Source organism: Microbacterium karelineae, from assembly GCF_009745985.1.
Classification (GTDB): Bacteria; Actinomycetota; Actinomycetes; order Actinomycetales; family Microbacteriaceae; genus Microbacterium; species Microbacterium karelineae.
Genome location: NZ_WFIX01000171.1, coordinates 353,397 through 375,884 on the forward strand (window position 1 = coordinate 353,397; position 22,488 = coordinate 375,884).

The 22,488-nt window shown below is 69.3% G+C and carries 22 protein-coding genes and 3 pseudogenes; 11 read left to right on the forward strand and 14 right to left on the reverse strand.

The window, feature by feature from the left end; genetic code table 11:
- Positions 1-145 precede the first annotated feature (145 nt).
- From GB932_RS02940 to GB932_RS02950, 3 genes and pseudogenes are all read left to right on the forward strand, one after another.
- Positions 146-1,153 carry a LacI family DNA-binding transcriptional regulator gene (locus GB932_RS02940; protein WP_197517269.1) on the forward strand — a complete coding sequence of 336 codons (1,008 nt, stop codon included), beginning with the start codon at positions 146-148 and terminating at the stop codon, positions 1,151-1,153.
- 34 nt (positions 1,154-1,187) lie between these two features.
- A pseudogene (locus GB932_RS21500) lies at positions 1,188-1,342 on the forward strand (IS3 family transposase); the annotation flags it as partial.
- A gap of 440 nt (positions 1,343-1,782) precedes the next feature.
- A pseudogene (locus GB932_RS02950) lies at positions 1,783-2,161 on the forward strand (transposase); the annotation flags it as partial.
- A gap of 87 nt (positions 2,162-2,248) precedes the next feature.
- Here the strand turns inward: GB932_RS02950 and GB932_RS02955 are convergent.
- The 3 genes from GB932_RS02955 to GB932_RS02965 form a co-directional block, all read right to left on the reverse strand.
- Positions 2,249-3,013 carry an NPP1 family protein gene (locus tag GB932_RS02955; protein ID WP_197517270.1) on the reverse strand — a complete coding sequence of 255 codons (765 nt, stop codon included), beginning with the start codon at positions 3,011-3,013 and terminating at the stop codon, positions 2,249-2,251.
- 160 nt (positions 3,014-3,173) lie between these two features.
- Positions 3,174-5,513 (reverse strand): beta-galactosidase, encoded by a 2,340-nt coding sequence (locus tag GB932_RS02960; RefSeq protein ID WP_156759222.1) that lies wholly within the window; start codon positions 5,511-5,513, stop codon positions 3,174-3,176.
- A 119-nt stretch (positions 5,514-5,632) separates the two neighbouring features.
- Positions 5,633-7,354 carry a hypothetical protein gene (locus GB932_RS02965; protein ID WP_156759223.1) on the reverse strand — a complete coding sequence of 574 codons (1,722 nt, stop codon included), beginning with the start codon at positions 7,352-7,354 and terminating at the stop codon, positions 5,633-5,635.
- A gap of 235 nt (positions 7,355-7,589) precedes the next feature.
- On the opposite strand from GB932_RS02965, the gene GB932_RS02970 reads away from it, so the two are divergent.
- From GB932_RS02970 to GB932_RS02985, 4 genes are read left to right on the forward strand one after another with little or no spacing between them, the layout of a single operon-like run.
- On the forward strand, positions 7,590-8,717 hold the full coding sequence (locus GB932_RS02970) for a Gfo/Idh/MocA family protein (protein WP_156759263.1): 1,128 nt from the start codon (positions 7,590-7,592) through the stop codon (positions 8,715-8,717).
- A 4-nt stretch (positions 8,718-8,721) separates the two neighbouring features.
- Positions 8,722-9,927: a dihydrodipicolinate synthase family protein gene (locus GB932_RS02975; RefSeq protein ID WP_156759224.1), complete on the forward strand. Its 1,206-nt coding sequence runs from the start codon at positions 8,722-8,724 to the stop codon at positions 9,925-9,927.
- On the forward strand, positions 9,924-10,814 hold the full coding sequence (locus tag GB932_RS02980) for a sugar phosphate isomerase/epimerase family protein (RefSeq protein WP_156759225.1): 891 nt from the start codon (positions 9,924-9,926) through the stop codon (positions 10,812-10,814). Before GB932_RS02975 ends, GB932_RS02980 begins: the two co-directional genes overlap by 4 nt.
- A complete protein-coding gene (locus GB932_RS02985; RefSeq protein ID WP_156759226.1) occupies positions 10,811-11,854 on the forward strand; it encodes a LacI family DNA-binding transcriptional regulator in 1,044 nt (347 codons plus the stop codon). The genes GB932_RS02980 and GB932_RS02985 overlap by 4 nt, the downstream gene beginning before the upstream one ends.
- Before the next feature lie 12 nt (positions 11,855-11,866).
- Here GB932_RS02985 and GB932_RS02990 read toward each other — a convergent pair whose 3' ends face one another.
- The 3 genes from GB932_RS02990 to GB932_RS03000 form a co-directional block, all read right to left on the reverse strand.
- A complete protein-coding gene (locus GB932_RS02990; protein ID WP_156759227.1) occupies positions 11,867-12,586 on the reverse strand; it encodes a GTP pyrophosphokinase in 720 nt (239 codons plus the stop codon).
- 43 nt (positions 12,587-12,629) lie between these two features.
- Positions 12,630-14,066: an MFS transporter gene (locus GB932_RS02995; protein ID WP_231915972.1), complete on the reverse strand. Its 1,437-nt coding sequence runs from the start codon at positions 14,064-14,066 to the stop codon at positions 12,630-12,632.
- Between the two features lie 94 nt (positions 14,067-14,160).
- Complete coding sequence (locus GB932_RS03000; protein ID WP_156759228.1) at positions 14,161-14,616, reverse strand: hemerythrin domain-containing protein; 456 nt, start codon at positions 14,614-14,616, stop codon at positions 14,161-14,163.
- Between the two features lie 105 nt (positions 14,617-14,721).
- On the opposite strand from GB932_RS03000, the gene GB932_RS03005 reads away from it, so the two are divergent.
- Positions 14,722-15,402: a TetR/AcrR family transcriptional regulator gene (locus GB932_RS03005; protein WP_156759229.1), complete on the forward strand. Its 681-nt coding sequence runs from the start codon at positions 14,722-14,724 to the stop codon at positions 15,400-15,402.
- Between the two features lie 46 nt (positions 15,403-15,448).
- The gene (locus GB932_RS03010; protein ID WP_156759230.1) at positions 15,449-16,939 is read left to right on the forward strand and encodes a carboxylesterase/lipase family protein; all 1,491 of its coding nucleotides are present in this window, start codon (positions 15,449-15,451) and stop codon (positions 16,937-16,939) included.
- A gap of 6 nt (positions 16,940-16,945) precedes the next feature.
- Here GB932_RS03010 and GB932_RS03015 read toward each other — a convergent pair whose 3' ends face one another.
- The 3 genes from GB932_RS03015 to GB932_RS03025 are packed head-to-tail and all read right to left on the reverse strand — an operon-like array spanning position 16,946 to position 18,700.
- Positions 16,946-17,374 (reverse strand): type II toxin-antitoxin system VapC family toxin, encoded by a 429-nt coding sequence (locus GB932_RS03015; RefSeq protein ID WP_156759231.1) that lies wholly within the window; start codon positions 17,372-17,374, stop codon positions 16,946-16,948.
- A 5-nt stretch (positions 17,375-17,379) separates the two neighbouring features.
- Positions 17,380-17,655, reverse strand: a complete 276-nt coding sequence (locus GB932_RS03020; RefSeq protein ID WP_197517271.1) for a plasmid partition protein ParG — start codon at positions 17,653-17,655, stop codon at positions 17,380-17,382.
- A 55-nt stretch (positions 17,656-17,710) separates the two neighbouring features.
- A complete protein-coding gene (locus tag GB932_RS03025; protein ID WP_156759233.1) occupies positions 17,711-18,700 on the reverse strand; it encodes an LLM class F420-dependent oxidoreductase in 990 nt (329 codons plus the stop codon).
- 160 nt (positions 18,701-18,860) lie between these two features.
- On the opposite strand from GB932_RS03025, the gene GB932_RS03030 reads away from it, so the two are divergent.
- On the forward strand, positions 18,861-19,079 hold the full coding sequence (locus tag GB932_RS03030) for a hypothetical protein (protein WP_156759234.1): 219 nt from the start codon (positions 18,861-18,863) through the stop codon (positions 19,077-19,079).
- Positions 19,076-19,372 carry a type II toxin-antitoxin system RelE/ParE family toxin gene (locus GB932_RS03035; protein ID WP_156759235.1) on the forward strand — a complete coding sequence of 99 codons (297 nt, stop codon included), beginning with the start codon at positions 19,076-19,078 and terminating at the stop codon, positions 19,370-19,372. The genes GB932_RS03030 and GB932_RS03035 overlap by 4 nt, the downstream gene beginning before the upstream one ends.
- Before the next feature lie 6 nt (positions 19,373-19,378).
- Here GB932_RS03035 and GB932_RS03040 read toward each other — a convergent pair.
- The 5 genes and pseudogenes from GB932_RS03040 to GB932_RS03060 form a co-directional block, all read right to left on the reverse strand.
- Positions 19,379-19,687, reverse strand: a pseudogene (locus GB932_RS03040) (DNA-methyltransferase); the annotation flags it as partial.
- 10 nt (positions 19,688-19,697) lie between these two features.
- A complete protein-coding gene (locus GB932_RS03045; protein ID WP_156759237.1) occupies positions 19,698-20,048 on the reverse strand; it encodes an SdpI family protein in 351 nt (116 codons plus the stop codon).
- A 49-nt stretch (positions 20,049-20,097) separates the two neighbouring features.
- Complete coding sequence (locus tag GB932_RS03050) at positions 20,098-20,715, reverse strand: HTTM domain-containing protein (RefSeq protein ID WP_156759238.1); 618 nt, start codon at positions 20,713-20,715, stop codon at positions 20,098-20,100.
- A gap of 328 nt (positions 20,716-21,043) precedes the next feature.
- Complete coding sequence (locus GB932_RS03055) at positions 21,044-21,559, reverse strand: SdpA family antimicrobial peptide system protein (protein WP_156759239.1); 516 nt, start codon at positions 21,557-21,559, stop codon at positions 21,044-21,046.
- 50 nt (positions 21,560-21,609) lie between these two features.
- Positions 21,610-22,350 carry a sporulation delaying protein family toxin gene (locus GB932_RS03060; protein ID WP_156759240.1) on the reverse strand — a complete coding sequence of 247 codons (741 nt, stop codon included), beginning with the start codon at positions 22,348-22,350 and terminating at the stop codon, positions 21,610-21,612.
- Positions 22,351-22,488 lie beyond the last annotated feature (138 nt).

Here is a 22,488-nt window from a genome sequence, read left to right on the forward strand (position 1 = left end):
ACGGGAACGGATCCTGTCCCCTCGGGGAACGTGCCCGGGGGTTCCGGGGTGAATGAAGCACGCCAGGGTGCACGGCGGTGAACGCTTCGTGAACGGATCCGGACCGCGGCGTGGTGCCGGATCGCTGGCGCATACGCTCGTGCGCGTGGAGGAACCGCGCGCGACGCTCAGGGACGTGGCCGGGCGCGCCGGCGTGTCCACGACCGCCGCCTCGCTCGCGCTGCGCGGCAGGCCCGGGGTCTCCGAGGCGACGCGGCAGCGGATCCTCGTCGCCGCGAGCGAGCTCGGCTACCGCGCTCCCGCCCGCCGCGATACCACCGCCGAGCGCCGCGTCGTCGGCGTGCTGCTGCGCGACATCGTCAGCACCTACTCACACGACGTCGTCGCCGGGCTCGAGGAGATGGCGCGCGACACGGGGCTCGAGATCGTCCTCGAACACGGCAGCGGAGAGGAGCGTGCCCTCGACGGCAAGCTCGCGTCCCTGCGCCGTATCGCGACCGACGGGATCGTCGTCATCAGCACCGCGATCGGGCCCGACACACTGAGGGCGGCAGCCCGCGAGATCCCGATCGTCGTCGTCGGCAGCCTCGCGGATCCCGTCGCCGGCGTCGACGTCGTCTGCAACGACGACGAGCACGGTGCGCGCCTCGCGGTGCGCCACCTGCTCGACCTCGGCCACACCCGCATCGCGCACCTCACCCGCGGCACCGAGCCCGGATCCGCGGCCGGGCGCCGCCGCGACGGCTTCGCCGACGAGATGGCGCGCGCCGTCCCGGGGATCCCGCCGCAGGTCGAGGGCGGATCACACGAGCGCCGCGGCCCCGCGACGCGCTACCTCGTGCACGCGATGCGGCACGAGAAGAACCCGCCGACGGCGGTGTTCACCGAGACCGACCGCCTCGCGATCGACCTCATCGGGGCGTGCGGGGACGCGGGCCTGCGCGTGCCCGACGATGTCAGCATCGTCGGCTACGACTCGACGAGCATCTGCGAGATGATCCGCCCGCGCCTGACGAGCGTCAGCCAGCCGCGCCAGGACATGGGCCGCTCGGCGTTCCGGCTGCTGCAGGAACGCCACGAGGGCCGGACACAGGACCGCCGCGTGGTCCTGCGCCCGACCCTCCACGTCCGGGGGTCGACCGCGGCGGTCTAGGTGTATGAGGGTGTGACGTTGGTGACGCGTGAGTGGACGCGAGTGGCGGGCGGGCGACGACGCGGCGATGGAGAGCTTCTTCTCCAAGTTGCGGAGCTACGTCTCGCGATCCTCCACTGGGTCGAAGCGACCTATCACAGGCGTCGTCGTCAACGGCTGCCAGGGAAGTTGGCCCCGGCGGAGTACGAGGACCACCTTGAGACCGGCCGTCGTTCTGGCGGCATAGGGAACGGAGTCAACCGAACCTTCAACAGGCCCGTCTTAGTCACTTCGGTTCGCAGCGGTGAGCTGATCCCAGGTATGGTCCTCGGCCAGATCACTGCGAACGAAGCGAAACTGAACGGTCTCGATGGCGTCGGTCGCAGCACTTCCGGCCGAGCGCGCAAGCCCACATGCGACGCCCTCGGTGGAGCCGCGCTTGGAGTAGGTCGGCGGGCCAGACAACTCGTATCCGGGACGGATCTTCGCACTCTACGCCACGCTCACTGCTGCCGAGTCAGGCGGGGATGCGGATGTTCTCCTGGCTGGCACCGACCCAACGCTTGCCGACTAGGGTGTGCCCCATAGAGGTCGGGGAACGGAACTGAGCCCCGGGAAGGGTGTCTCGTTTCCAACTCCTCTCCGATGATCGGTGCCGATGCGGGATCGCGTGGCGCGACCTGCCGCGAGATTTCGGCCCGTGGCAGACCGTCTGGCGATACCACCGGAACCTCGCCTGCGATGGCACCTGGGTCCAGACCCGCCAGAGGCTGCTGGCGGCCGACCGAGACGGGAAGATCGGCTGGTCCGTGTCGGTGGACTCCACGATCATCCGTGCGCATCAGCACGCGACGAACGCCACGCACCTCCCAGAGTGCCGGATCGAACGACACGGATCCGGCCGTCGAGTCGCCTGATCACGCGATCGGCCGCTCCTGTGGCGGCCTGTCGCCGAAGATCCACCAACTCGTCGACAGCCACGGCCTGCCGCTGGTGATCGCGATCGTTCCGAGCCAGTCCAGCGACGCGCTACGACAAGCTCGCGAGCATGTTCCGCGCCGCGGTGGTCCTCAATTCCGCGATCGCCTGGTCCCAGCGATACCTCTGAGACACGCTCTAGCGGAAGTGCCCGCGCTCGAGGTGGCTGGCGAAGCCGGCGTCGTGGATCGACACGTTCGCGTCGCCGAGGTCGACCGTCGTGAGGGCGTCGCGCGCCGCGTCCGTGAGGTCGTCCCAGCCGATGAGCGGCTGTGTGCCGCCCACGTTCTCCGTCTCCCAGATCGTGTGGTTGAGCGGCCACGTGTGGAAGTAGGCGATCGTCGGATGCGTGCCCTCGGTGTTCGCGGCCGTCGCGTCGACGTGGCTGTACTCGCCGTGGCGGAAGAACGAGATCTTCTCGATCTGCGGATCCGCCGCGTACGGGTCGTCGACCCAGACGAGCACGTGCTCCCAGTCGTGCCGGTGTCCGAAGCCCGACGACGGGGAGTCCTTCGGGAAGTACCAGGCGTACATGATCGCGTAGTCGTCGCCGTTCCAGCCGGCACGCGTGTACACCTGGCCGGTGCTGCTGTCGCAGTCGCCGCTCGAGGATCCGCTGGGTGCGAGCCCGCCGCCCGTGTTGCCCGCCGCGTCGACGACCGGGAACGGCACGCAGCCCGTGCGCACCTCGAGGAACGGCTGGAACCGCTCCGCGAGCCGCTGGTCGAGCGTCGTGGGCGCGACCTCGGCGAAGCCGACGATCTGATCGTGGCCGATGACCTGTCCCTGCGCCTGCACCTGCTCGCTCATGGCGACCTCCTCCGTCTCCGCGGCCTGCGCGGCGGATCCCGCGCCGATCGCGATCCCCGCCGCGATGATCGCGGCGGCTGCTGCTCGTCTCATGTCTCTCCCTCTCGTCGGGCCGTCTGTGCGGGATCCACACCAGCAGGTCCGCGTGACGGGAGGGGCGCGCGCGGCGGAACGGATCACGAACTCGCGGCGGAGAGCCGCGCGCGGGTTCAGTGATAGCGACCGAATGCGAACGGGAGGTGACGCGCCCCGGTCAGCGCAGGTCGCGGATCCGTTCGGAGCGGATCCGCGCGCCGGCGATCTCGAGCACGGGCCGCGTGGCGCGCGGGCGGACGCGCGGGTCGACGTGGACGGCGGACGCCGGATCCCAGGCGAAGGCGACGAGCCGCAGCTCCTCGGCCGCGATCTCGCGCCGATACGGCGTGAGATCCACCTCGAGCAGGCGGCCTGACCAGAACTGATCCGTGACGAGGGTGTCGCCGGCGTACAGGCGCAGCGCGTCGCCTGTCCAGTCGATCTCGAGGATCGCGCGGTGCGCGCCCTCGAAGACCGCGTCCGGCACGTCGATGCGCACGGGCTCGAGCCGGGCGAAGTCGGCGTCGTCGGGGGCCGACAGCCGCCCCGCGTCGCCGCCCGTGCGGACGGGCGCCGCGACGGGCCGCGGCGTCGGCACGGCGACGGGCGTGACGGCGCGCGGGTCCGCCGCGATCGCGCAGGGGCGCAGAACGCCCTCGCCGCTCTCGGCGCCTGCAAGCGGCGGCCAGGAGTGCAGGATCGTGTCGGCTTCGGGCGCGACGACGCGGAAGGATCCGTCGAACCACCCCGCCCCCGGCCAGATGACGACCGTCTCGCGGCCGTCGATCAGCCCCTTCCACAGCCCCGACGCGGCCTGTTCGTCGAGGAACACGAAGGTCGTCTCGCGCACCCGCACCTCGCACCCGATGCCGGGCGTCGCGTCGGGCGTCGCGACGAGCACGCCGCCGAGGCGCGCCGTCGCGGCGCCGCGCACCTCCTGCGCTGAGACGCCCTCGAGCTGGAGCTCGACCGGCATGCCCGCGCACGCGCGGAGGAACACGACGGGGCCGTCCGCCCCGTCGATCTCGACGATCGGCTGCGCCGTCGCGGTCACGGCGTCGATGCCGCCGAGGCGCTGCCGCACGGGCCACGCGGTGTACGTCCCCGACGACAGAGTGACAGGGCGCGTCGGGAACTCGATCGTCCGATCGGCGAGCTCGACGGCGAACCGGACGCCGTCGACATCGGGCAGCGGCTCGGCCGCCGGCTGATGGGCGCCGACGAACAGCCAGGCGCTCTCGCCGTCACCGCGCACGGCCCATCGCACGGGATCCTGCGGCGGCACGATCGCGCGGTGCGGCGCGATCATGTGCCCGTACTGGGCGAGCATCAGGTGCTGCAGGCGCAGCGCGTGGAAGTGCGGCCGCTGCCGCCCATCGGCCCCGAGCGGGGCGAAGAAGTCGTAGTCGCGGACGGGCACGTCGTTCGGGTATCCCGTCGCCTGCGATTCCTGCGTCGTCGACAGCTCGCCCGTCACGTGTCGCCCACCGTGGAAGAGGTAGAAGCCCTGCCACGAGGATCCGCTGCCGATCTTCGTCAGCGCGAGAGCGGCGACGTCGTCCGAGTCGACGAGGGGGCGCCGGTGGTAGGCGACGGTCATGCCGCCGCCGAGCTCGCACGTCGCATACGGCCAGGGATCGGATCCGGCGCCCGGCGCCTCGTCGGGCAGCGGCGCCTCGCGCAGATCCGCGCCGACCGTGAGGTCGTCGCGCACATCGCTGAAGGTGAAGTGCGTGCGCCCGAACGCCGGCCAGCCCGTGTCCGCCTCCTCCCAGAAGCCGTCGGAGTATCCCGCGTAGACGGGCAGCACGTCACCCTCAGGCAGCTCCGCGCCGCCCCAGCCTGTCGCGGTCCACAGGGGAACCCGGATCCCCGCGTCCTCGGCCATCCGCCGCAGCGTGCGGATGTGGTCGGGCCGGTCGTAGAGCTCGTTCTCGACCTGCATGCCGACGACGGGCCCGCCCTCGGCATGCAGGAGGCCGCGCAGCTGCGCGGCGATCTCGTCGATCCATCCCCGCACGATGTCGAGATAGGCGGGATCGTCGGTGCGGTGCGCCACCGGCAGCGCCTGCAGCCAGTCGGGGAAGCCGCCGTTCCGGGTCTCGCCATGCGCCCACGGACCGATGCGCACGACCACGTCGAGCCCGACGTCGTGCGCCGTCTCGACGAAGCGGCGCAGGTCGAGGTCGCCGTCCCACCGCACCCGCCCGCGGCGCTCCTCGTGCAGGATCCACAGCACGTATGTCGCGACGACCGTCACGCCGCCGGCGCGCATCTTCGCCAGCTCATCGCGCCACCTCTCGGCCCGGTCGCGGCTGAAGTGGTATTCGCCCATGACCGGGATCCACGGCGCACCGCCCCGCGTGAGGTGCGTCTCGCACACCGCTATGCGGCCGTCCGCACCCGCCGGATCGCCCATGTCGAGCGGGGCGGGCGCGGGATCCGCGTGGCGCGGGACGCGGATCGCGAGAGGAAGATGAGAGAGGGGCTCGTGATCGACGGCATCCGGGCGACTCATCCGTTCATGCTCCCATCACCCTCCGTCCGCTCTTCACTCGAAGCGTCGTTCCGAGGCGAGGCGAGATCGCCGAGAATCGCGGAATCCGGCGGAGATCGCCTTGTCTCAGCGCATCGTCCTCATCTCGGCACGCGCCGCAAGCACACGCCCGCCGCGCCGGGGGCGCGGCCCGTGACGTAGGCGCGCGGCCCCGCGAGGGCGTCGGTGCCGCCGAGGTATTCGTAGTCCTCGCCCGGGCGATAGCGGGCGAAGCCGGACCCGTCGGCGTCGGTCGAGACCTCGATCGCGTGGCCCCCGACTGCGTATCTCGCGGGATCCGCGCCGACGCGCACGATCCCGTCGCCGAGCGGCTCCCCTCCCTCGAAGGATCCGCCGTCGGCGAAGGCCAGCTCGAGCGCCCAGGGCAGCGGCGGCCCCTCCTGCGCGATCTCGAGATCCACGCCGTCCGCCGCGGGGCGCACGGTGATCGTGGTCGTCAGCGCGAGCCGATCGGCTCCCCTGCGGTCGAACGCCATCTGGGCCGCGAAGCGCCCCTCGTCCACGAGGGCGTAGTCGCCGTCGGCGCGCCGGTCTGCGGGTGCCAGCGGCTGGTAATAGGCGCCCTCGAGACGCTCCTCCAGCCGGATCCCGTCGCCGTCCTCGACGAGGCGCTGCGCGCGGAACGGGCCGAGGCCGAAGAAGTCCCGCGACAGCCGCACCGAGGTCAGGACGGCACCTCCCGCGAACATCCGCAGGAACGTGGGGTTGTTCGCGAGGCCCGACCGGATCCGGCGCATCCGCGGCACGTCCGAGCCGCCGTACACGACGAGGTCGCGGTCGGGCGCGCGGTCGACCACGAGGCGCGAGCGCTCGAGCATCGCGCGGCGCGGGAGCGGCGGGGCGACGGGATCCGGGGCCCGGCGCGCCAGCACGGGGTCGAGGAGGACGTCGGCGAGCACCGTCTGCGGCTCGGCGATGCCGTCGCGGCCCGCGACCTCGGCCGCCCACGCGAAGTCGCCGCGGCCGCGCTCGACCGCGAGGCGCCGGAACGGCACCAGAAGGGGCGCGACGGGGAACGCCGGCTCGCGCTGATCCTGCCGCCGCGAGTGCACCGTCTCGACGGATCCGTCGGGATGGATCAGCTCGAGCGTCGACGCGAGATTGCGCTCGACGACATCGTGCAGATCGGGGCGCCGCAGGATGTCGCCGAGGGCGAGCAGCGCGGGGTTCGACACGTGCGCGGCGTAGTTCGCACTGCGCTCGGAGTACTGGCCGTCGGCGTCGATGTCGACGCCCTCCGCGAGCCACTCGTCGATGCGCGCCCGCACCGCCTCGTCCGGGCGGTGGCGGAGCACGCGCGCGAGCGCCGACGCCAGCTCCCAGCGATGATTCGGGGTGTGCACGCCGCCCGCGAGCAGCGCCGGCGTCGCGTCGCGGATCACCCGGTGCAGCACCTCGTGCACGTCGGCGAGCGGCGTGCGGCATCGCGCGGGCTCGGGGGCGCGCGCGATGAGCTCGAGGATGTCGCCGACGTCGTTGATGGTGAAGCCCGAGTCGGGCGGCGACTCGAGGTTGTCGCCGCCCGCGAAGAGGCCCGAGGCGGTCTGCATCTCCCGCAGCGCGCGGGCGAACTCCAGCGCCCGCGCCGCGGATCCGGTGTCGCCCTCTTGCCGACCGCCGGGTGCGAGGAACGCCGCCACGAGGAGCTTCGCGCGCCGCATCGCCTCGCGGTGCGGGCCGAGCGGCGCGCGGGCGAGGGGAGGCGCGTCGTCGAGCGCGTCGACCGCATCGTCGGCCGCGGCGACGACCCGCGAGACGAACGCGTCGTCGGTCGGGTGCGCGCCGTCGATCCGTGTCACCATGACACGACATTCTTCCATGGCGCCGATTCGCCCCGACACGCGCTTGCGGCGGCGACGGGATCCCTCTCCCACTGAGCGGGCGAGGGCTCCCACTCTCCGGCCTTGCCCGGGGCCGCGTCGTGTGTCACACTCGGATGACCGGGAAAGCGTTTACCCATTTGTTCCACCCCGACGAGAGCAAGGAAGCATCATCGTGACCGACACGACCCCCGCCGTCCGCGAGATCGGCATCATCATGAACGGCGCCTCGGGGCGCATGGGATACCGCCAGCACCTCGTGCGCTCGATCCTCGCGATCCGCGACGCGGGCGGCTTCGAGCTGCCGGACGGCACCAAGGTCACGGTGCGCCCGCTGCTCGTGGGCCGCAACGAGGCGAAGCTCGCCGAGATCGCCGCCGAGCACGGCATCGAGGACTACACGACCGACCTCGACGCGGCGCTCGCCGACCCGAAGTGGGAGATCTACGGCGACTTCCTCGTCACCAAGGCCCGCGCCTCGGCGCTCCGCAAGGCCATCGCGGCCGGCAAGACGATCTACACCGAGAAGCCGACGGCCGAGACGCTCGAGGAGTCGATCGAGCTCGCGAAGCTCGCGAAGGCGGCCGGCGTCAAGGCCGGCGTCGTGCACGACAAGCTCTACCTGCCCGGCCTGCAGAAGCTCAAGCGCCTCATCGAGTCGGGCTTCTTCGGCCGGATCCTGTCGGTGCGCGGCGAGTTCGGCTACTGGGTCTTCGAGGGCGACTGGCAGCCCGCCCAGCGCCCCAGCTGGAACTACCGCGTCGAAGACGGCGGCGGCATCATCGTCGACATGTTCCCGCACTGGAACTACGTGCTCGAGAACCTCTTCGGATCCGTGAAGAGCGTCTACGCGCAGGCCGCGACCCACATCCCCGAGCGCTGGGACGAGCAGGGCGAGAAGTACACGGCGACGGCCGAGGACGCCGCATACGGCGTGTTCGAGCTCGAGGGCGGCGCGATCGCGCAGATCAACTCGAGCTGGACCACCCGCGTCAACCGCGACGAGCTCGTCGAGTTCCACGTCGACGGCACCCACGGATCCGCCGTCGTCGGCCTCTTCGGCGCGAAGATCCAGGAGCGCAACGCGACCCCCAAGCCCGTCTGGAACCCCGACCTCGAGGACACGCTCGACTACGACGCGACCTGGCAGAACGTCCCCACGAACGAGGTCTTCCTCAACGGCTTCCGCCAGCAGTGGCAGGAGTTCCTCACGAGCTACGTCACGGGCACCGACTACGCCTATGACCTCCTCGCCGGGGCGCGCGGCATGCAGCTCGCCGAGGCCGGCCTCGAGTCGAACACCTCGGGCGCCAAGGTCGCGCTCGCCGAGCTGACGCTGGGCTGACCGCATGAGCGACGAACTCACCCTGCTCGCGGCTGACGGGTCCGTCTCGTCCGCCGTGCTGAACGAGGTCCCCGGCTTCGCGAAGCCCACCGGCGGGCTGCGCTCGCGCGTCGCGTTCGCCGCGGCGCACGTCGCGCCCCTCGCGTGGGCCGACAACACCCCGGGCCAGCCCGCCGAGATCGACTGGGACGCGACCCTCGCGTTCCGCCGCTCGGTCTACTCGTGGGGCCTCGGCGTCGCGGACGCGATGGACACCGCCCAGCGCAACATGGGCCTCGACGCGGCCGCCGTGCGCGAGCTCATCGCCCGCAGCGCCCAGGTCGCGCGCGAGGAGGGCGGATCCGTCGCCGTCGGCGTCAACACCGACCACATCGACGACGAGATCATCTCCCTCGAGCAGATCATCGACGGCTACAAGAGCCAGCTGCACCACGCGGAGGAGCACGGGGCGATCCCCGTGTTCATGGCGAGCCGCCACCTCGCGCGCGTCGCCGAGTCGACAGACGACTACCGCCGCGTCTACCGCGCCGTGCTCGACGCGGCCACGACGCCCGTCGTTCTGCACTGGCTCGGCACGGCGTTCGACCCGCAGCTCGGGGGCTACTTCGGCTCGACCGATTGGCGCGAGGCGTCGCAGGTGGTCGTCGACATCATCGGCGAGGATCCGTCGAAGGTGTCCGGCATCAAGATGAGCCTGCTCGATGCGGCGGCCGAGGTGTCGGTGCGCGAGCGCCTGCCCGAGGGCGTGCGCATGTACACGGGCGACGACTTCAACTACGTCGGACTCATCGGCGGCGCGGACGTGCCGCAGGCCGAGCAGCCCGAGCGCGCGGCCGACACCGACCGCACGCACTCGGACGCGCTTCTCGGGGCATTCGCCGCGATCACGCCCGTCGCCTCCGCGGCGATCCAGGCGCTCGACGCGGGTGACGCGGCCCGGTACTACGAGCTGCTCGCCCCGACCGAGGCGCTCAGCCGCCAGGTGTTCGCCGCCCCGACGTTCTACTACAAGACGGGCGTCGCGTTCCTCGCGTGGCTGAACGGGCACCAGCCCGGCTTCCAGATGGTCGGCGGCCTGCACTCCGCGCGCAGCCTCCCCCACCTCAGCCGCATCGTCGAGCTCGCGAACGCCGCGCACGCGCTCGAGGATCCCACCCTCGCAGCCCAGCGTTGGCACGACCACCTGCGCGTGAACGGAGTGACCGCATGACGACCCCGCACCCCCGCCTGTCGATCAACCAGGCGACGATCAAGCACACGACGGTCGCGCAGGCGATCGAGGTGACGAAGGCCGCCGGCATCGGCGCCATCGGGCTGTGGCGCGAGCAGGTGCAGGACGCCGGGCTCGACGAGTCGGTCCGCATGATCGCCGACTCGGGCCTGCGTTACTCGACCCACTGCCGCGGCGGCTGGTTCACCGCGGAGGAGGGCCCCGCCCGCGTCGCGGCGCTCGACGACAACCGCGTCGCGATCGACGAGACCGCGGCGCTGGCCGCCGCGGGCGCCGAGGGCTCGAAGGCGGCGCTCGTCATCGTCGTCGGCGGGCTGCCGGAGAACTCCCGCGATCTCGTGGGCGCGCGCGAGCGCGTGCGCGACGCCGTCGCCCAGCTCGTGCCGCACGCCGAGGCGTCGGGCGTGCAGCTCGCGCTCGAGCCGCTGCACCCGATGTACTGCAGCGACCGCGCCGTGCTGTCGACGCTCGACCAGGCCCTCGACATCGCGGGCGACTTCGCCCCCGAGGTCGTCGGCGTGACGGTCGACACGTTCCACCTGTGGTGGGATCCGCAGATCCTCGAGAAGATCGCCCGCGCCGGCCGCGAGGGCCGCATCGCTTCATACCAGGTGTGCGACTGGAGGACCCCGCTCGAGGCCGACAACCTCCTGTCGCGCCACTACCCCGGCGACGGCATGATCGACTTCGCGGACATGACCCGCGCCGTCGAGGAGGCCGGCTACACGGGCGACATCGAGGTCGAGCTGCTGAACCAGGCGATCTGGGACACGGATCCCGCGGAGGCGGTGCGCCGCACCGTCGAGGGCTTCGACCGGGCCGTTGCCCCGTACCTGACCGCCGCGCCGGTATCGTCTCAGGCATGACGCCGACGCCTGCCTCCCGCACGAAGAAGCGAGCCGCGACGCTCCACGACGTCGCGCGGGAGGCGGGCGTCTCGCTCGCGACGGCTTCGCGGGTCCTCAACGGATCCACCCGTAAGGTCGCCGACTCGTACCGCGCGCGCGTCGAGACCGCCGCCGACGCCCTCGGCTACTCGGCCAACCTCTCCGCGCAGGCCACGGCCCGCGGCACCTCGGCCACCCTCGCTCTCCTCGTCGCGAACATCGCCGACTCGTACTTCTCGCAGATCGCCGCGGGCGTCGCCCACGCCGCCGACGACGAGAACCTCGTCGTCACGATCGGCATCACCGAGCGCTCCCCGGAGCGCGAAGCGCAGCTCGTCCGCTCGCTGCGGGGCCAGCGCCCGCGCGGCATCGTGCTCGCCGCGTCACGTGCCCACACCGAACAGAGCGCCGTCCTGACCCAGGCTCTCGCCTCCGTCGAGGCGTCGGGTGGCCGCATCGTCACCCTCGGCGCGCCCGCCGAGGGCGTCGGATCGCGCACCGTCGGGATCGACAACCGCGGCGGCACCCGCGAGCTCGGCGCCGCGCTCGCCTCCCTCGGCTACCGCAAGGCGCTGATCCTCGCCGCGGCGCGCGGCCTCGTCACGAGCGACGACCGCGTCGCCGGCTTCTCCGACGGCTTCACGGCGGGCGGGGGCGAAGCGCCCCTCGTGCTGCGTGGATCCCTCTCGCGCGACGCGGGCTACGACCTCATGACGGCGGCCCTCGAGCGCGGTGTCTCCCCCGGCACCGTCGTGTTCGGCATCTCCGACGTCGTCGCCTTCGGCGCGATGTCGGCCGTGCGCGACGCGGGCCGCGAGGTCGGCACCGACATCGCCGTGGCCGGCTTCGGCGACATCGACACGGGCCGCGACATCGTGCCGGCGCTGACGACCGCGCGCGCCCCTCTCGAGGAGGTCGGTCGGCTCGCCGTGGAGGCTGTCACGCAGGACGACTGGACGGATCCGGGCCTCCTCCCCGTGCGCGTCATCGTGCGCGACAGCACGCCGGCGCGCGGCTGAGCGCGGTCGACCCTACGCCGCGTGGGTGCCGCGGCGATCGCTGATCTCGAGCGGTGCGGGCGCCGGCGCGCGCTCGGGGGTCTCGTCGTTGCCTCGGATCTGCCGGTGCAGGCGCTCCATGCGCTCGTCGAGGTCGCTCGCCGTGATGGCCGCCTCGTGCAGTTCGTCCAGGAGGTGCTGCGGCACGCGCTTGTCGTACTTGTAGTAGATCTTGTGCTCGAGGCTGGCCCAGAAGTCCATCGCGATCGTGCGGAACTGCACCTCGACAGGAACGCGCACCGTGCCGCGGGGCAGAAAGACGGGAACCTCGACGACGGCGTGCAGGCTCTTGTAGCCGTTCGGCTTCGGGTCGGCGATGTAGTCCTTCACCGTGAGCACGCGGACGTCGTCCTGCCCGCAGAGCAGTTCGAACAACCGGTAGGCGTCGCTCACGAAGCTGCACGTCACGCGCACGCCGGCGATGTCGGTGATCTCTTCGCGGATCGCATCGAACGACGGCGCGACGCCGCGACGCTGGATCTTCTCGAGCATCGAGTCGACGCTCTTCACGCGGCTCGAGAGGTGCTCGATCGGGTTGTGCGAGTGCTGATGCTCGAAGTCGTCGCGGAGGATCTCGAGCTTCGTCTCGATCTCGCGCATGCCGAACCGGTACTCATTGAGGAACTGCTGCATCTCATCACGCAGTTCGCGGGCGAGCGCGATGACGCTGTCGTCGACCTGGACCTGAGGCATGGTGAGACCATACGGCCACGACCTGCGCGGGGCTATGGGAAAGCTATGCATCGGCCGTGGGGCTCGTCTCGTCGATCGCTTCGGCGACGTCCGGAGCGGCCGTCGCGCCGTCGTCATCGGCCGGTTTCGGCGGAGCCGCCTTCGCGTATTGACGCGAGATCGCCCGGTATTGCGGCATGGCGAGGGCTCCGAGCGCGATCAGCGCCGCCACGAAGCCGCTGATCACGAAGATGAGGGCGATGCCGCGCGAGTGACCGACGCCGAGCAGCCACTCCCACTGCTGCAGACCCGCCTCGGTGCGCATGTACGGGATGACGGCGAACTCGGCGATCGGGCCGATCATGAGCGACGTCACGGGCGCGGCCGCCGCCTCGAAGGTCTTCGCGAAACCGAACACCCTGCCCTGTTGGCGATACGGCACGACGCGCTGGATCACCGTCTGCTCCGAAGCCTCGACCGCCGGGATGAGCGCCATGTACAGCCAGGTGCCGACGATGTACATCCAGGCCCATTCGCGCAGGGTGAAGATCATGCCGAGCGCGCCCATCGACGCGGCGATCAGCAGCATCGTGCGCGTCGGGTTGCGCCCGAGGCCGAGCTTGCCGATCACGGTGCCGCCGACGATGAAGCCCGTGGAGGCGACCGCGAACCAGACGCCCCACGCCTGCACGCTCATGAGCTCGAGCGCGTACGGGTCCATCAGGGCCATGTAGACGCCGCCGATGAAGTTGTTGAGCATCGTGAAGAAGATGAGGAACAGCAGGCCATCGGCCGATCGGACCGCCTTCCAGCCCCCGCGGATGTCGACCCATCCCGTCGCCGCGTCGCCCTCGGTCTGCACGATCTCGGGCTCGGGGATGCGCAGCGTCAGCAGGTGCACGAACGCGAGGCCGACGGCCGTGATGCCGATCACGAGGGTCCACCCCATGCCGAGGAAGCCGATCGCGAAGCCCGAGAACACGCTCGTGACGAGCATCGAGACACCGTCGACGGCGCCGACCATGCCGTTGGCGTTCGCGCGACGCTCGTCGGGCACGAGCAGGGTCACGGAGGTCGACATCGCGATGCTGCGCAGCTGCTCGACGACGGCGCCCGCGAGCATGATGACGGCGAAGATCCAGAACCACGGCTGCGAGAGGTCGGAGACCGCATCGGCCCCGACGGCGAAGAACAGCGCCGCGTCGCCGATGAAGATCGCGAGGGCGATGCCCGTGCCCCAGGCCATCACGGGCTTCTTGCGGAAACGGTCGACGAGCGTGCCGAAGAACATGCTCGACAGGGCGATGAACAGCATCAGCGCCGCGCCGATGAGGGCGGTCGTCAGGACGTTGCGCGTCTCGAGGTAGATCCAGAACGTGAGGCCGAACCACATGAACATCGTCGACACGTTCGCCACCGCGGTGTTGACGAGCAGGCCCGCGAATGTGCGCATGCCGTGCGGCGGCGCGACGGGCTGGTCGAGGGAGGTGTCCTGGTTCACGATGTGAGGCTACCCATGGACCACTGACATTCGAAGGGGGCAAGGCGGAGAACCCCGCGCTGAGCCGCGGCTCGGGCCGCGAGATCCTGCCCGTCTACTGCGCCCACGGGACGTCCTCGCCGAGCGCGTTGAGAGGTCCCACGATCGCGCGCTCCTCCTCCGAGAAGTGCCCGTCGAGCAGCGTCTCGAGCTCGACGAGCTCACGATGCAGCGTCTCGGGGTCGCCGGCCGGCGCCTGCTCCTCGATCCGCACGAGGCGCGCTCCGATGTCGCGATGCGCCGCCGTCAGCCTGTCGAGGATCGCCCCGAGCTCGGGGTGCGTCGTCGCCAGGTGCGGGAAGATCGCCGAATCCTCGGCCGTGTGGTGGCCGTGCAGATAGCCGCAGGCGACCTCGCAGTGCTCGCGCATCTGTTCCGCGAACTCCGCGGTCGGCCCGAGGTCGTCGAGCACCGCCGATCGCACGGCGGTGCCGACCAGCCCTCTGAGCTTCTCGTGTGCGTCGGCCAGGCGGTCGCCCCACCCGGTGTCGTCTGTCTCGTCATGTGGCATGCGCTGAGTCTCCGTTCAGTGTCGTCGCACGATCGACCTTAGCGCCACTGAGTGGCGTTTGTCACTCAGTGGCGTCAGATCGAGATCCCGACTACTGTGTCGGAGATGGTCGAACAACGCGCCGCCGCACCCGAGTCAGGCCTCCGAGATCGCAAGAAGCAGGCGACCCGGCGATCCCTCGAGGAGACGGCCGTTCGGCTCTTCCTCGAGCGCGGCTTCGCGGACACGACCCTCGATGAGCTGGTCACAGAGGTCGGCGTCTCGAAGCGCACCTTCTTCCGCCACTTCGCCTCCAAGGAGGACGTCGCGATGTCCGCCGAGTCGGAGCTGTGGGAGGCGTTCGCCGAGGCGATCGGATCCCGTGATCCCCAGGCGGCGATCCTCGACGGCCTGCGTGCGTCCCTGCGTTCGGCCGTCGAAGGCCTCGATGACGACTGGGATCGGCGGTTCGTCGCCGTCCGCGGTCTGATGGCGCGGACGCCCGCGCTCTGGGATCGGAGCATCGTCCACGCCGCGACGGCGCGACGCCGGATCGCCGCGGCCCTCGACGATGGACGAGTCGACGACGCAGACGCCCGCATGCGGGTGGCGCTGCTGAGCGAGTTCGCCGTCGCGGCGTGGAGGTGCGCGGCGCGCGACTGGATCGCGGGGCGCGGACGCCCCGACGGCAAGGGCCCCCGGCAGCGTCTCGGTGCGTGGCGAGGGCCGGGCGGGCGCGCCGGCCTGCTGAGCTCGATCGACCGCGCCTTCGACGAGATCCCGGCGAGCCTCGGGATGAGCGTCTGAACCGCCACGATGGCGCTCGTCGCCGCGGGCTCGCTACGCTCACGAGATGGCAGAGGTCGAGATCCGCGGCGTGCCCCTCATCGACGCGCGGAACGCGCCCGCATCCGATCGCGCGGATTCCGTCGTCGCCACCTCGGCGGGGCGCGTGCGGGGGTTCTGGCGCGGCGACTGCGCGACGTTCACCGGGATCCCCTACGCCGAGCCGCCCGTGGGCGAACGGGCGTTCCTCGCTCCCGTGCCGCACGCGGCGTGGGATGGTGTCCGCGACGCGACGCGGCAGGGCCCGACGCCGCAGAAGGGCGATCACGGCGCGACGCTGATCCCCGAGCCGAGCGTGCCGGGCGCCTCGACGCTCAACCTCAACGTCTTCACGCCGGATCCGTCGCCCGGCACGGGGCTGCCCGTGCTCGTCTATATTCACGGCGGGGCATACGCCTCCGGATCCATCGCGAGCCCGTGGTACGACGGCGCCGCGTTCGCCCGCGACGGCGTCGTCACGGTCGTGATCTCCTACCGAATCGCGTTCGCGGGCTTCGGGTGGATCCACGACGCACCGCAGAACCGCGGCGTGCGCGACTGGATCCTCGCGCTCGAGTGGGTGCAGGAGAACATCCGCGCGTTCGGCGGCGATCCGAGTCGGGTGACGATCGCCGGCCAGTCCGCGGGCGGCGGCGCCGTGCTCACCCTGCTCGGGATCCCGGCCGCGCAGCACCTGTTCCATGCCGTGTGGAGCATGTCCCCCACCCTCGCGGTCGTCGGCGCGGACGAGGCGCGGGCACTCGGCGACGCGATCGCCGCCGACGCGGGAGCCCGGAACACACCCGAGCAGCTCGCAAGCCTCGAACGCGGCGCGCTCGCCCGCGCCCAGAGGCCGCACATCGCCGGCGCGCCCGGCCTGCCGGGCATCCGCCGCACGGTCGAGCGCGGCCTCCACATCGGACCGGTCGTCGACGGCGACCTCATCGACCGCCCGACGCTCACGGCGCTGCGCGGCGGGATCGGATCCGACAAGCCGCTCGTCACCGGCGCCACCGACGACGAGTTCACGATGGTGCTCGACCCCTACGCCGCGGTGCTGCGCTGGCTTCCGGCCGCCGCGATCCTGCGCCTCATCGGGCTCGGCGGCTCACGCGGGCGCGCCTATCGGCGCGAGAACCCGCACCTCACCGAGACGGTGCGCACGGTGGGCAGGTACGTCAGCGACATGGTGTTCCGGCGCCACGTGCGCCGGATCTCCGATGGGCGTCCGCCCGGCACCACGTGGACGTACCGCTTCGCGTGGCCGTCGCCGACCATGCGGTGGTCGCTGCACTGCCTCGACGTGCCGTTCTTCTTCGACGCCCTCGGCGCCCACGGCGTCGCCCTCGTCGCAGGAGACGAGCCGCCGCAGGCGCTCGCCGACGAGATCCACGGATCCGCCGTGCGCTTCATCGACTCCCACGCGGCGCCGTGGGATCCCTGGCCCGCGTCGCGCGTCTTCGACGTCCGCGCGCACACCGAACTCGGCTCGTACGACGGCACCCGACCGCTCGGGTGAACGTCGTCAGGATCCGGCGGTCGCGCGCAGCGGATCGATGCGGCGCAGGCCGGGGATCCCGTCGAACGCCGCATCCGAGGAGGCGATCGTCTCGATTCCGTAGGCGAGCGCCGTGGCCGCGTGCACGGCGTCTCGGCCCCGGATGCTGGTCCTCTCGATGAGATCGAGCGACAGCTCGAGCACCTCGTTGTCGAAGTTCAGGACGATGAAGAGCGACGACATATCCTGCGCATCAGCGACCGCCAGCTCGCGATCGTTCGTCTTCCGCAGGCGATGGAAGGCGAGCTCCTGCACCATCTCAGTGCTCGCGTACCCGCGTCCGGGCCCCGCCCAGAGACCTTCGAGGAATGCGCGGCAGACATCGCGTTGTGGTTGCGTATCGCCGAGCGCATGAAGTGCGACGGTCGCATCGACGAGGACCGCGTCCTCTCCCATCGGATTCACGAGATGTCGCGCAGTGCCGGTCGATCGTTCAGATCATCCTTGTGCGCAGCCCAGTACTCCGGTGTGATCCCGGGGCTGGGATTCGCGTCCGCGCGCGCCCACAGCCGCTTCGCCGCCGCGCGCGCATCGACGCGCTTCCGGTCCATCCACCCGTCGACCGCCTCGCGGATGAAGGCGCCGACGCTCAGGTGCTGTCGTGCCGCCTCCGCCTGGATGCGCTCGTACTGCTCGGCCTCGAACAGCACCTGAACCCGCTTCTCCAACGTCGCCATGTGACCATCGTACGCCGACCTGCACACGCATGTGCATGCCTGTGCATGTCGATCGCTACGCCAGCTCGGGGATGACCTTCTTCTCGAAGAGCTCGACCCCTGTCGTGTCATACGCCATCTCGGGGAAGTAGGCGATCGTGTAGTCGACGCCCGCCTCCTTCATCGCGTGCAGGTGCTCCGTGACCTGCTCGACCGTTCCGACTGTGGGGACATCGGCGGCGTAGTTGCGCATCGCCCCTTCGTACGCGTCGCCGAGGTGCGGCTTCAGGCGCGCGCCGACGGCGGCCACCCGGTCGGCGACCTCGGCCTCCGTCTCGCCGATGATGACGTTGATGTCGGTCGTGCGGGTGATCTCGGCCTGATCGCGCCCGAGCGCGTCGCAGTGCCCGCGCAGCACCTGGTCCTTGTGGCGGAAGGTCTCGATGTCGCCGCCGGCGAAGTTCGTGTACTGCGCGTACTTCGCGGCGATCTTCAGGGTCACCTTCTCGCCGCCGCCGGCGATCCAGAACGGGATCGCGGGATCCTGCAGCGGCTGCGGCTGCACGATCGCGCCGTCGACCTGGAAGTACCGCCCGTCGAGCGTCGCGGATCCCGTCTCCCACGCCTGCTTCATGATCTCGACACCCTCGCGCAGCGCACGCAGGCGGTCGGGCACCTCCGGGAATCCGTAGCCGTACGCGCGCCACTCGTGCTCGTACCAGCCGCCGCCGATGCCCATCTCGAGGCGGCCGCCCGACACGTGATCCACCGTCGCCGCGACCTTCGCGAGGTACGCCGCGTTGCGGTAACCCATGCACGTGCACATCTGGCCGAGCCGCACGCGACTCGTCGACGCCGCGAAGGCCGACATCAGCGTCCACGCCTCGTGCGTCGCCTCCTCGCTCGGCACGGGCGTCGTGTGGAAGTGGTCGTAGACCCAGATCGACTCCCACGGGCCCTCATCCGCGCGCTGCGCGAGGGACCGCATCGTGTTCCACTGCTCGGCCGGATCGATGCCGACGAGGTCGAATCGCCAGCCCTGGGGAATGAAGGTTCCGAATCGCATGCGGTCAGGCTATGGGGTCTGCGCCCAGCGACACCAGAGGATGCAGGGATCCCCTCGCGATCGACGAGGAGATGAGCATTGGAATGTCAGAGGTTCAGAGGACGCTGAACGCATGACTCCTCCCCTCGCGCGGCCCGCAGGCCCGGCGTACGATCGCCACATGTCATTCACTCACGTCCTCGCGCAGGCGCTCGATCTGGCCGCCGACGAACGACGCGCACTGATGGAGGCTCTCCGCGACCGCGACGAGCCTCCGCAGATCGACCGGGCGTTCGCGCGCTTCCTCGACGACTCCCTCGCCGATGCACGCGCTCATCCGCACGAGGCAGTGGATGCCGCGACGCTGACGACTGCCCTCGCTGAGAAGTACACGACGTGACGGCCCGGGCGGTCGTCTATGCACGACGTGCCGCCGCGCAGCTCGAAGAGGCCGTCGCCTGGTATGCGCAGCAGGCTCCCGACCAGGTCACGTCCTTCCTCGCTGACGAAGCGCGAGCACGCGCGCGTATCGCGTCTTTTCCGCGCATCGCGCCCGCGCTTCACGGCCCCGTGCGCGCCGCGTCGCTGACGAGGTTCCCGTACACGCTCTGGTACCGGATCCGCGACGAGGAGGTTCTTGAGATCATCGCGGTCGCGCACCACAAGGCGGATGTCCGCCGCGTCCTCGACTGACGCCCCCTACCGGATCACGATGGCGTGGGGGATGCGGTCCTGCATGACCTCGATCGCGCGGGGGTTGCCGTCGACCAGCACGGCCTGGCGCCCGAGACGACTCGCGACCGCGCCCGTCGTGCCGGATCCGGCGAAGAAGTCGAGCACACGATCGCCCGGCCGCGTCGACGCCTTGATCATGCGCGCGAGGATCCCCTCGGGCTTCTGCGTCGGATAGCCCGTGCGCTCGGATCCGCCCGTCGGCACGATCGTGTGCCACCAGACATCCGTCGGCAGCTTCCCGCGCGCCGCCTTCTCGGCATCGACGAGCCCCGGGCCAGGAGAGTTAGTTGGCCTCGGCAACGCGCTTCGCGGCACGCAAGCCGACGAGCAGAATGGCGAGCACGACCACGTATCCAGACAACGTCAGCAGGTTGGACACCAGGGCTGGGCCGGACACGATCGCCGTCACCACAAGTGCCCCGGCGTGAGCAACCGCGACAAGAGCGCACGCAACGGAGTACGGCTTGAATGCCAGGTGCGTTGCTTTCCACGCTGCGTCCGATGCCCTGCTCCACCTCGTCCGGATGCCGATAACGCTATTGCGCCCTATACCTCCATTGCTGGCGGCACGACCCACGAAAAAGATCACCAATCCTACGATAAGCAATCCGGCAACCTGTGGGGCAACATTCATTGCACTCCCCCTCGACAATATTCGACCGGCACGATTCGTCTACAGCTGATCATCGACGCATAATTGCCCCGACCGACCTTGCTTCGATCTCGAAAGCGTCAGATCGACACCCCTTGTCGCGGGAGAAGGTAGATGCGCCGGACGCCGCAGCGAGGACCAACCCGATCATTATGATACTGAAGCTGGCAACTCCAAGAAGAACGAATATCGCACCATGCAGAAGCATTGATACCGCAACAACGATCCGCCTAATTCTGAAAGTTCCCCAGATCCCGACACAAATGAATAGCTCGATGGCCAGCGTACCGAGAGTGAGAGCAAATTCAATCCACGGCACGGTTGTCAGCCCCCTCACCAGCGGGCCAACCATACCGTTGACACCGAACATCTCCATGCGAACCACATAGTAGATTGCCGTACCATCCAACCATTGCTCGTTGAAGATCTTCGAGACCGCAGCATGCCCGTAGATCACAGAGCATTGGACCTTCAATGCCCATGCCGCCGCAACCGCAATCTCCTTCCGAATGCCGAACGACCAACGGTTGGAGATCGAGACCCGACTGCCGAATCTCCAGATGCTGCTTCGAGGATCCATCAGGCATACTACGGCAATCCAGAGGCCCGCCACGACTGCGACAGCATCACCACCATCGACATGCGTCATCCCACTATGAAGGCAGAGCGCGCAGTAGATGCCGAGGAGGCCACTTGCGACTATCGATACTCCACTTATCGCGATCAACATCAACGAGATAAGTATCAAACTGATTAACCACGAAGGAAGCTGCCAGCAGATCACATTCCACGCCATCCCAAACGACTCACATTGGTCGGCGCCCGTTACCCCACCAACTGGTGCTGTCAGATACTCGAGGGATGTGAACGTGACAATCGACAACGATCCCAGAATCAACGTGGTGCGCCCCAGATCCCATGCAAGAAACTCGCGCCAGTTAGGATGAAGGAATCGAGACGTAACTCGCCCGCCAATACTACTCGCAGTCAACATCAACAAATGCGGCGCGCTCGTCGATCCGCCATCCATTGTAGTCATTGCGAAACCCCCACGGCACTGGTTTTGAATACACAAGTATGCTCGGCCCGCAGATTGTCGAAACGGGCGAGTTATTTGGAATCGCGTGCGTTACACCGTGATCAGCGACTTGGAGGACACAATCCGTCTGCGCATCGTCGCAATCAGTCCACTCAGCAACCCCCTTCTCAAGAGCGGCCAGCTCAGTCCCCTGCGCACGCTGCCCTCTCGCTAGGCCAAGAAGGTTCTGAGCTTCAGAATTGGGGAACATGCTCGCGCTCGATATCGCGACGCCATCCACTCGGTAGACCGTCATCTCAACGTCACTCAGATCCTTGGTGAAGAACTGCCACCCTTGCGGGTACAGCATCGTGAAACCAAGTCGGACTGGCTCGGGGACGACCCCAAGGACCGTGGTCGGCAACTGGACGAGCACAGACACGGCAATGACGACACCGAACACAACGCCAAGCATGTGCCTGAGGCTGCCGTGCCACCACCTCGTAGTCGTATTGCGACCCACCACTATCGAGCCATGGAGACCGCGAAGGAACTTGCGTACTCCTGACGATCGATGTTGTTCATGCCGGCCTCGCCAGGAAGATAGACGAAGACCGCCAGCGCAGCCGCGATAGTTACCGCGGCGGCAGTGTGCAATCCTGCCACTTGCCAGCCCACGGCTGCCGTAGTCAACGCCAGGTACCAAGTTTCAACGCATCCCGAACCCCAGCTGCAGCCAGCCATATCAGCCTCGGTCATCCCGAGATTCGCGTATTCTTTCTCAATCCACGTGGCGAAGTTGATCGCGAATGTCTCGACCGCATCCTTCACGATATCGGGGTCACCACTCGTGAGCTTCGGGATGTAGTAGCCCGCGAATCCGGAGTTCTTCGAAATGTAGTACTCTGCAAAGGAATTCGCTTGATCCTCGGGGACCTCGGCCAGTTGCGGATACTGCGCCAGCACGAGCTCCGTGATCTCGGGGTGGTCATCAGCGACAGGGCCTGCTGCGAACACCAGGAAGGTGATGTAGTCCTCGGGCGCGTAATCACTTTCGGCCGACGAAGCTGGGGCCACCTCATCTAGAAGCACAGCGCGATCGTCACGTGAATCGGTCAGATAATATCCGGCATCGGATGAGGTCAGCGAGGTCTCCTCAGCCTGCGCCGCGATACCGCTCGCGACTACGACACATGCAGCCGCAATAGCTGCGGCGAGACCACGGAGGGCACCGCGGATAGGACCTGATGACGTGCGTGAACTCAAGGGACATTCCTTCTATTGTCGACCGGCCATTGGCACGGCTTCGGGAAGTAGGTGCCACCAAGCTACCGGTTCGCGAGAGGGGGTGTAAATGTCGCCCTGGGGACTTCGTCGTTTTGTCCCCCAAAAGGGGGACAAAAC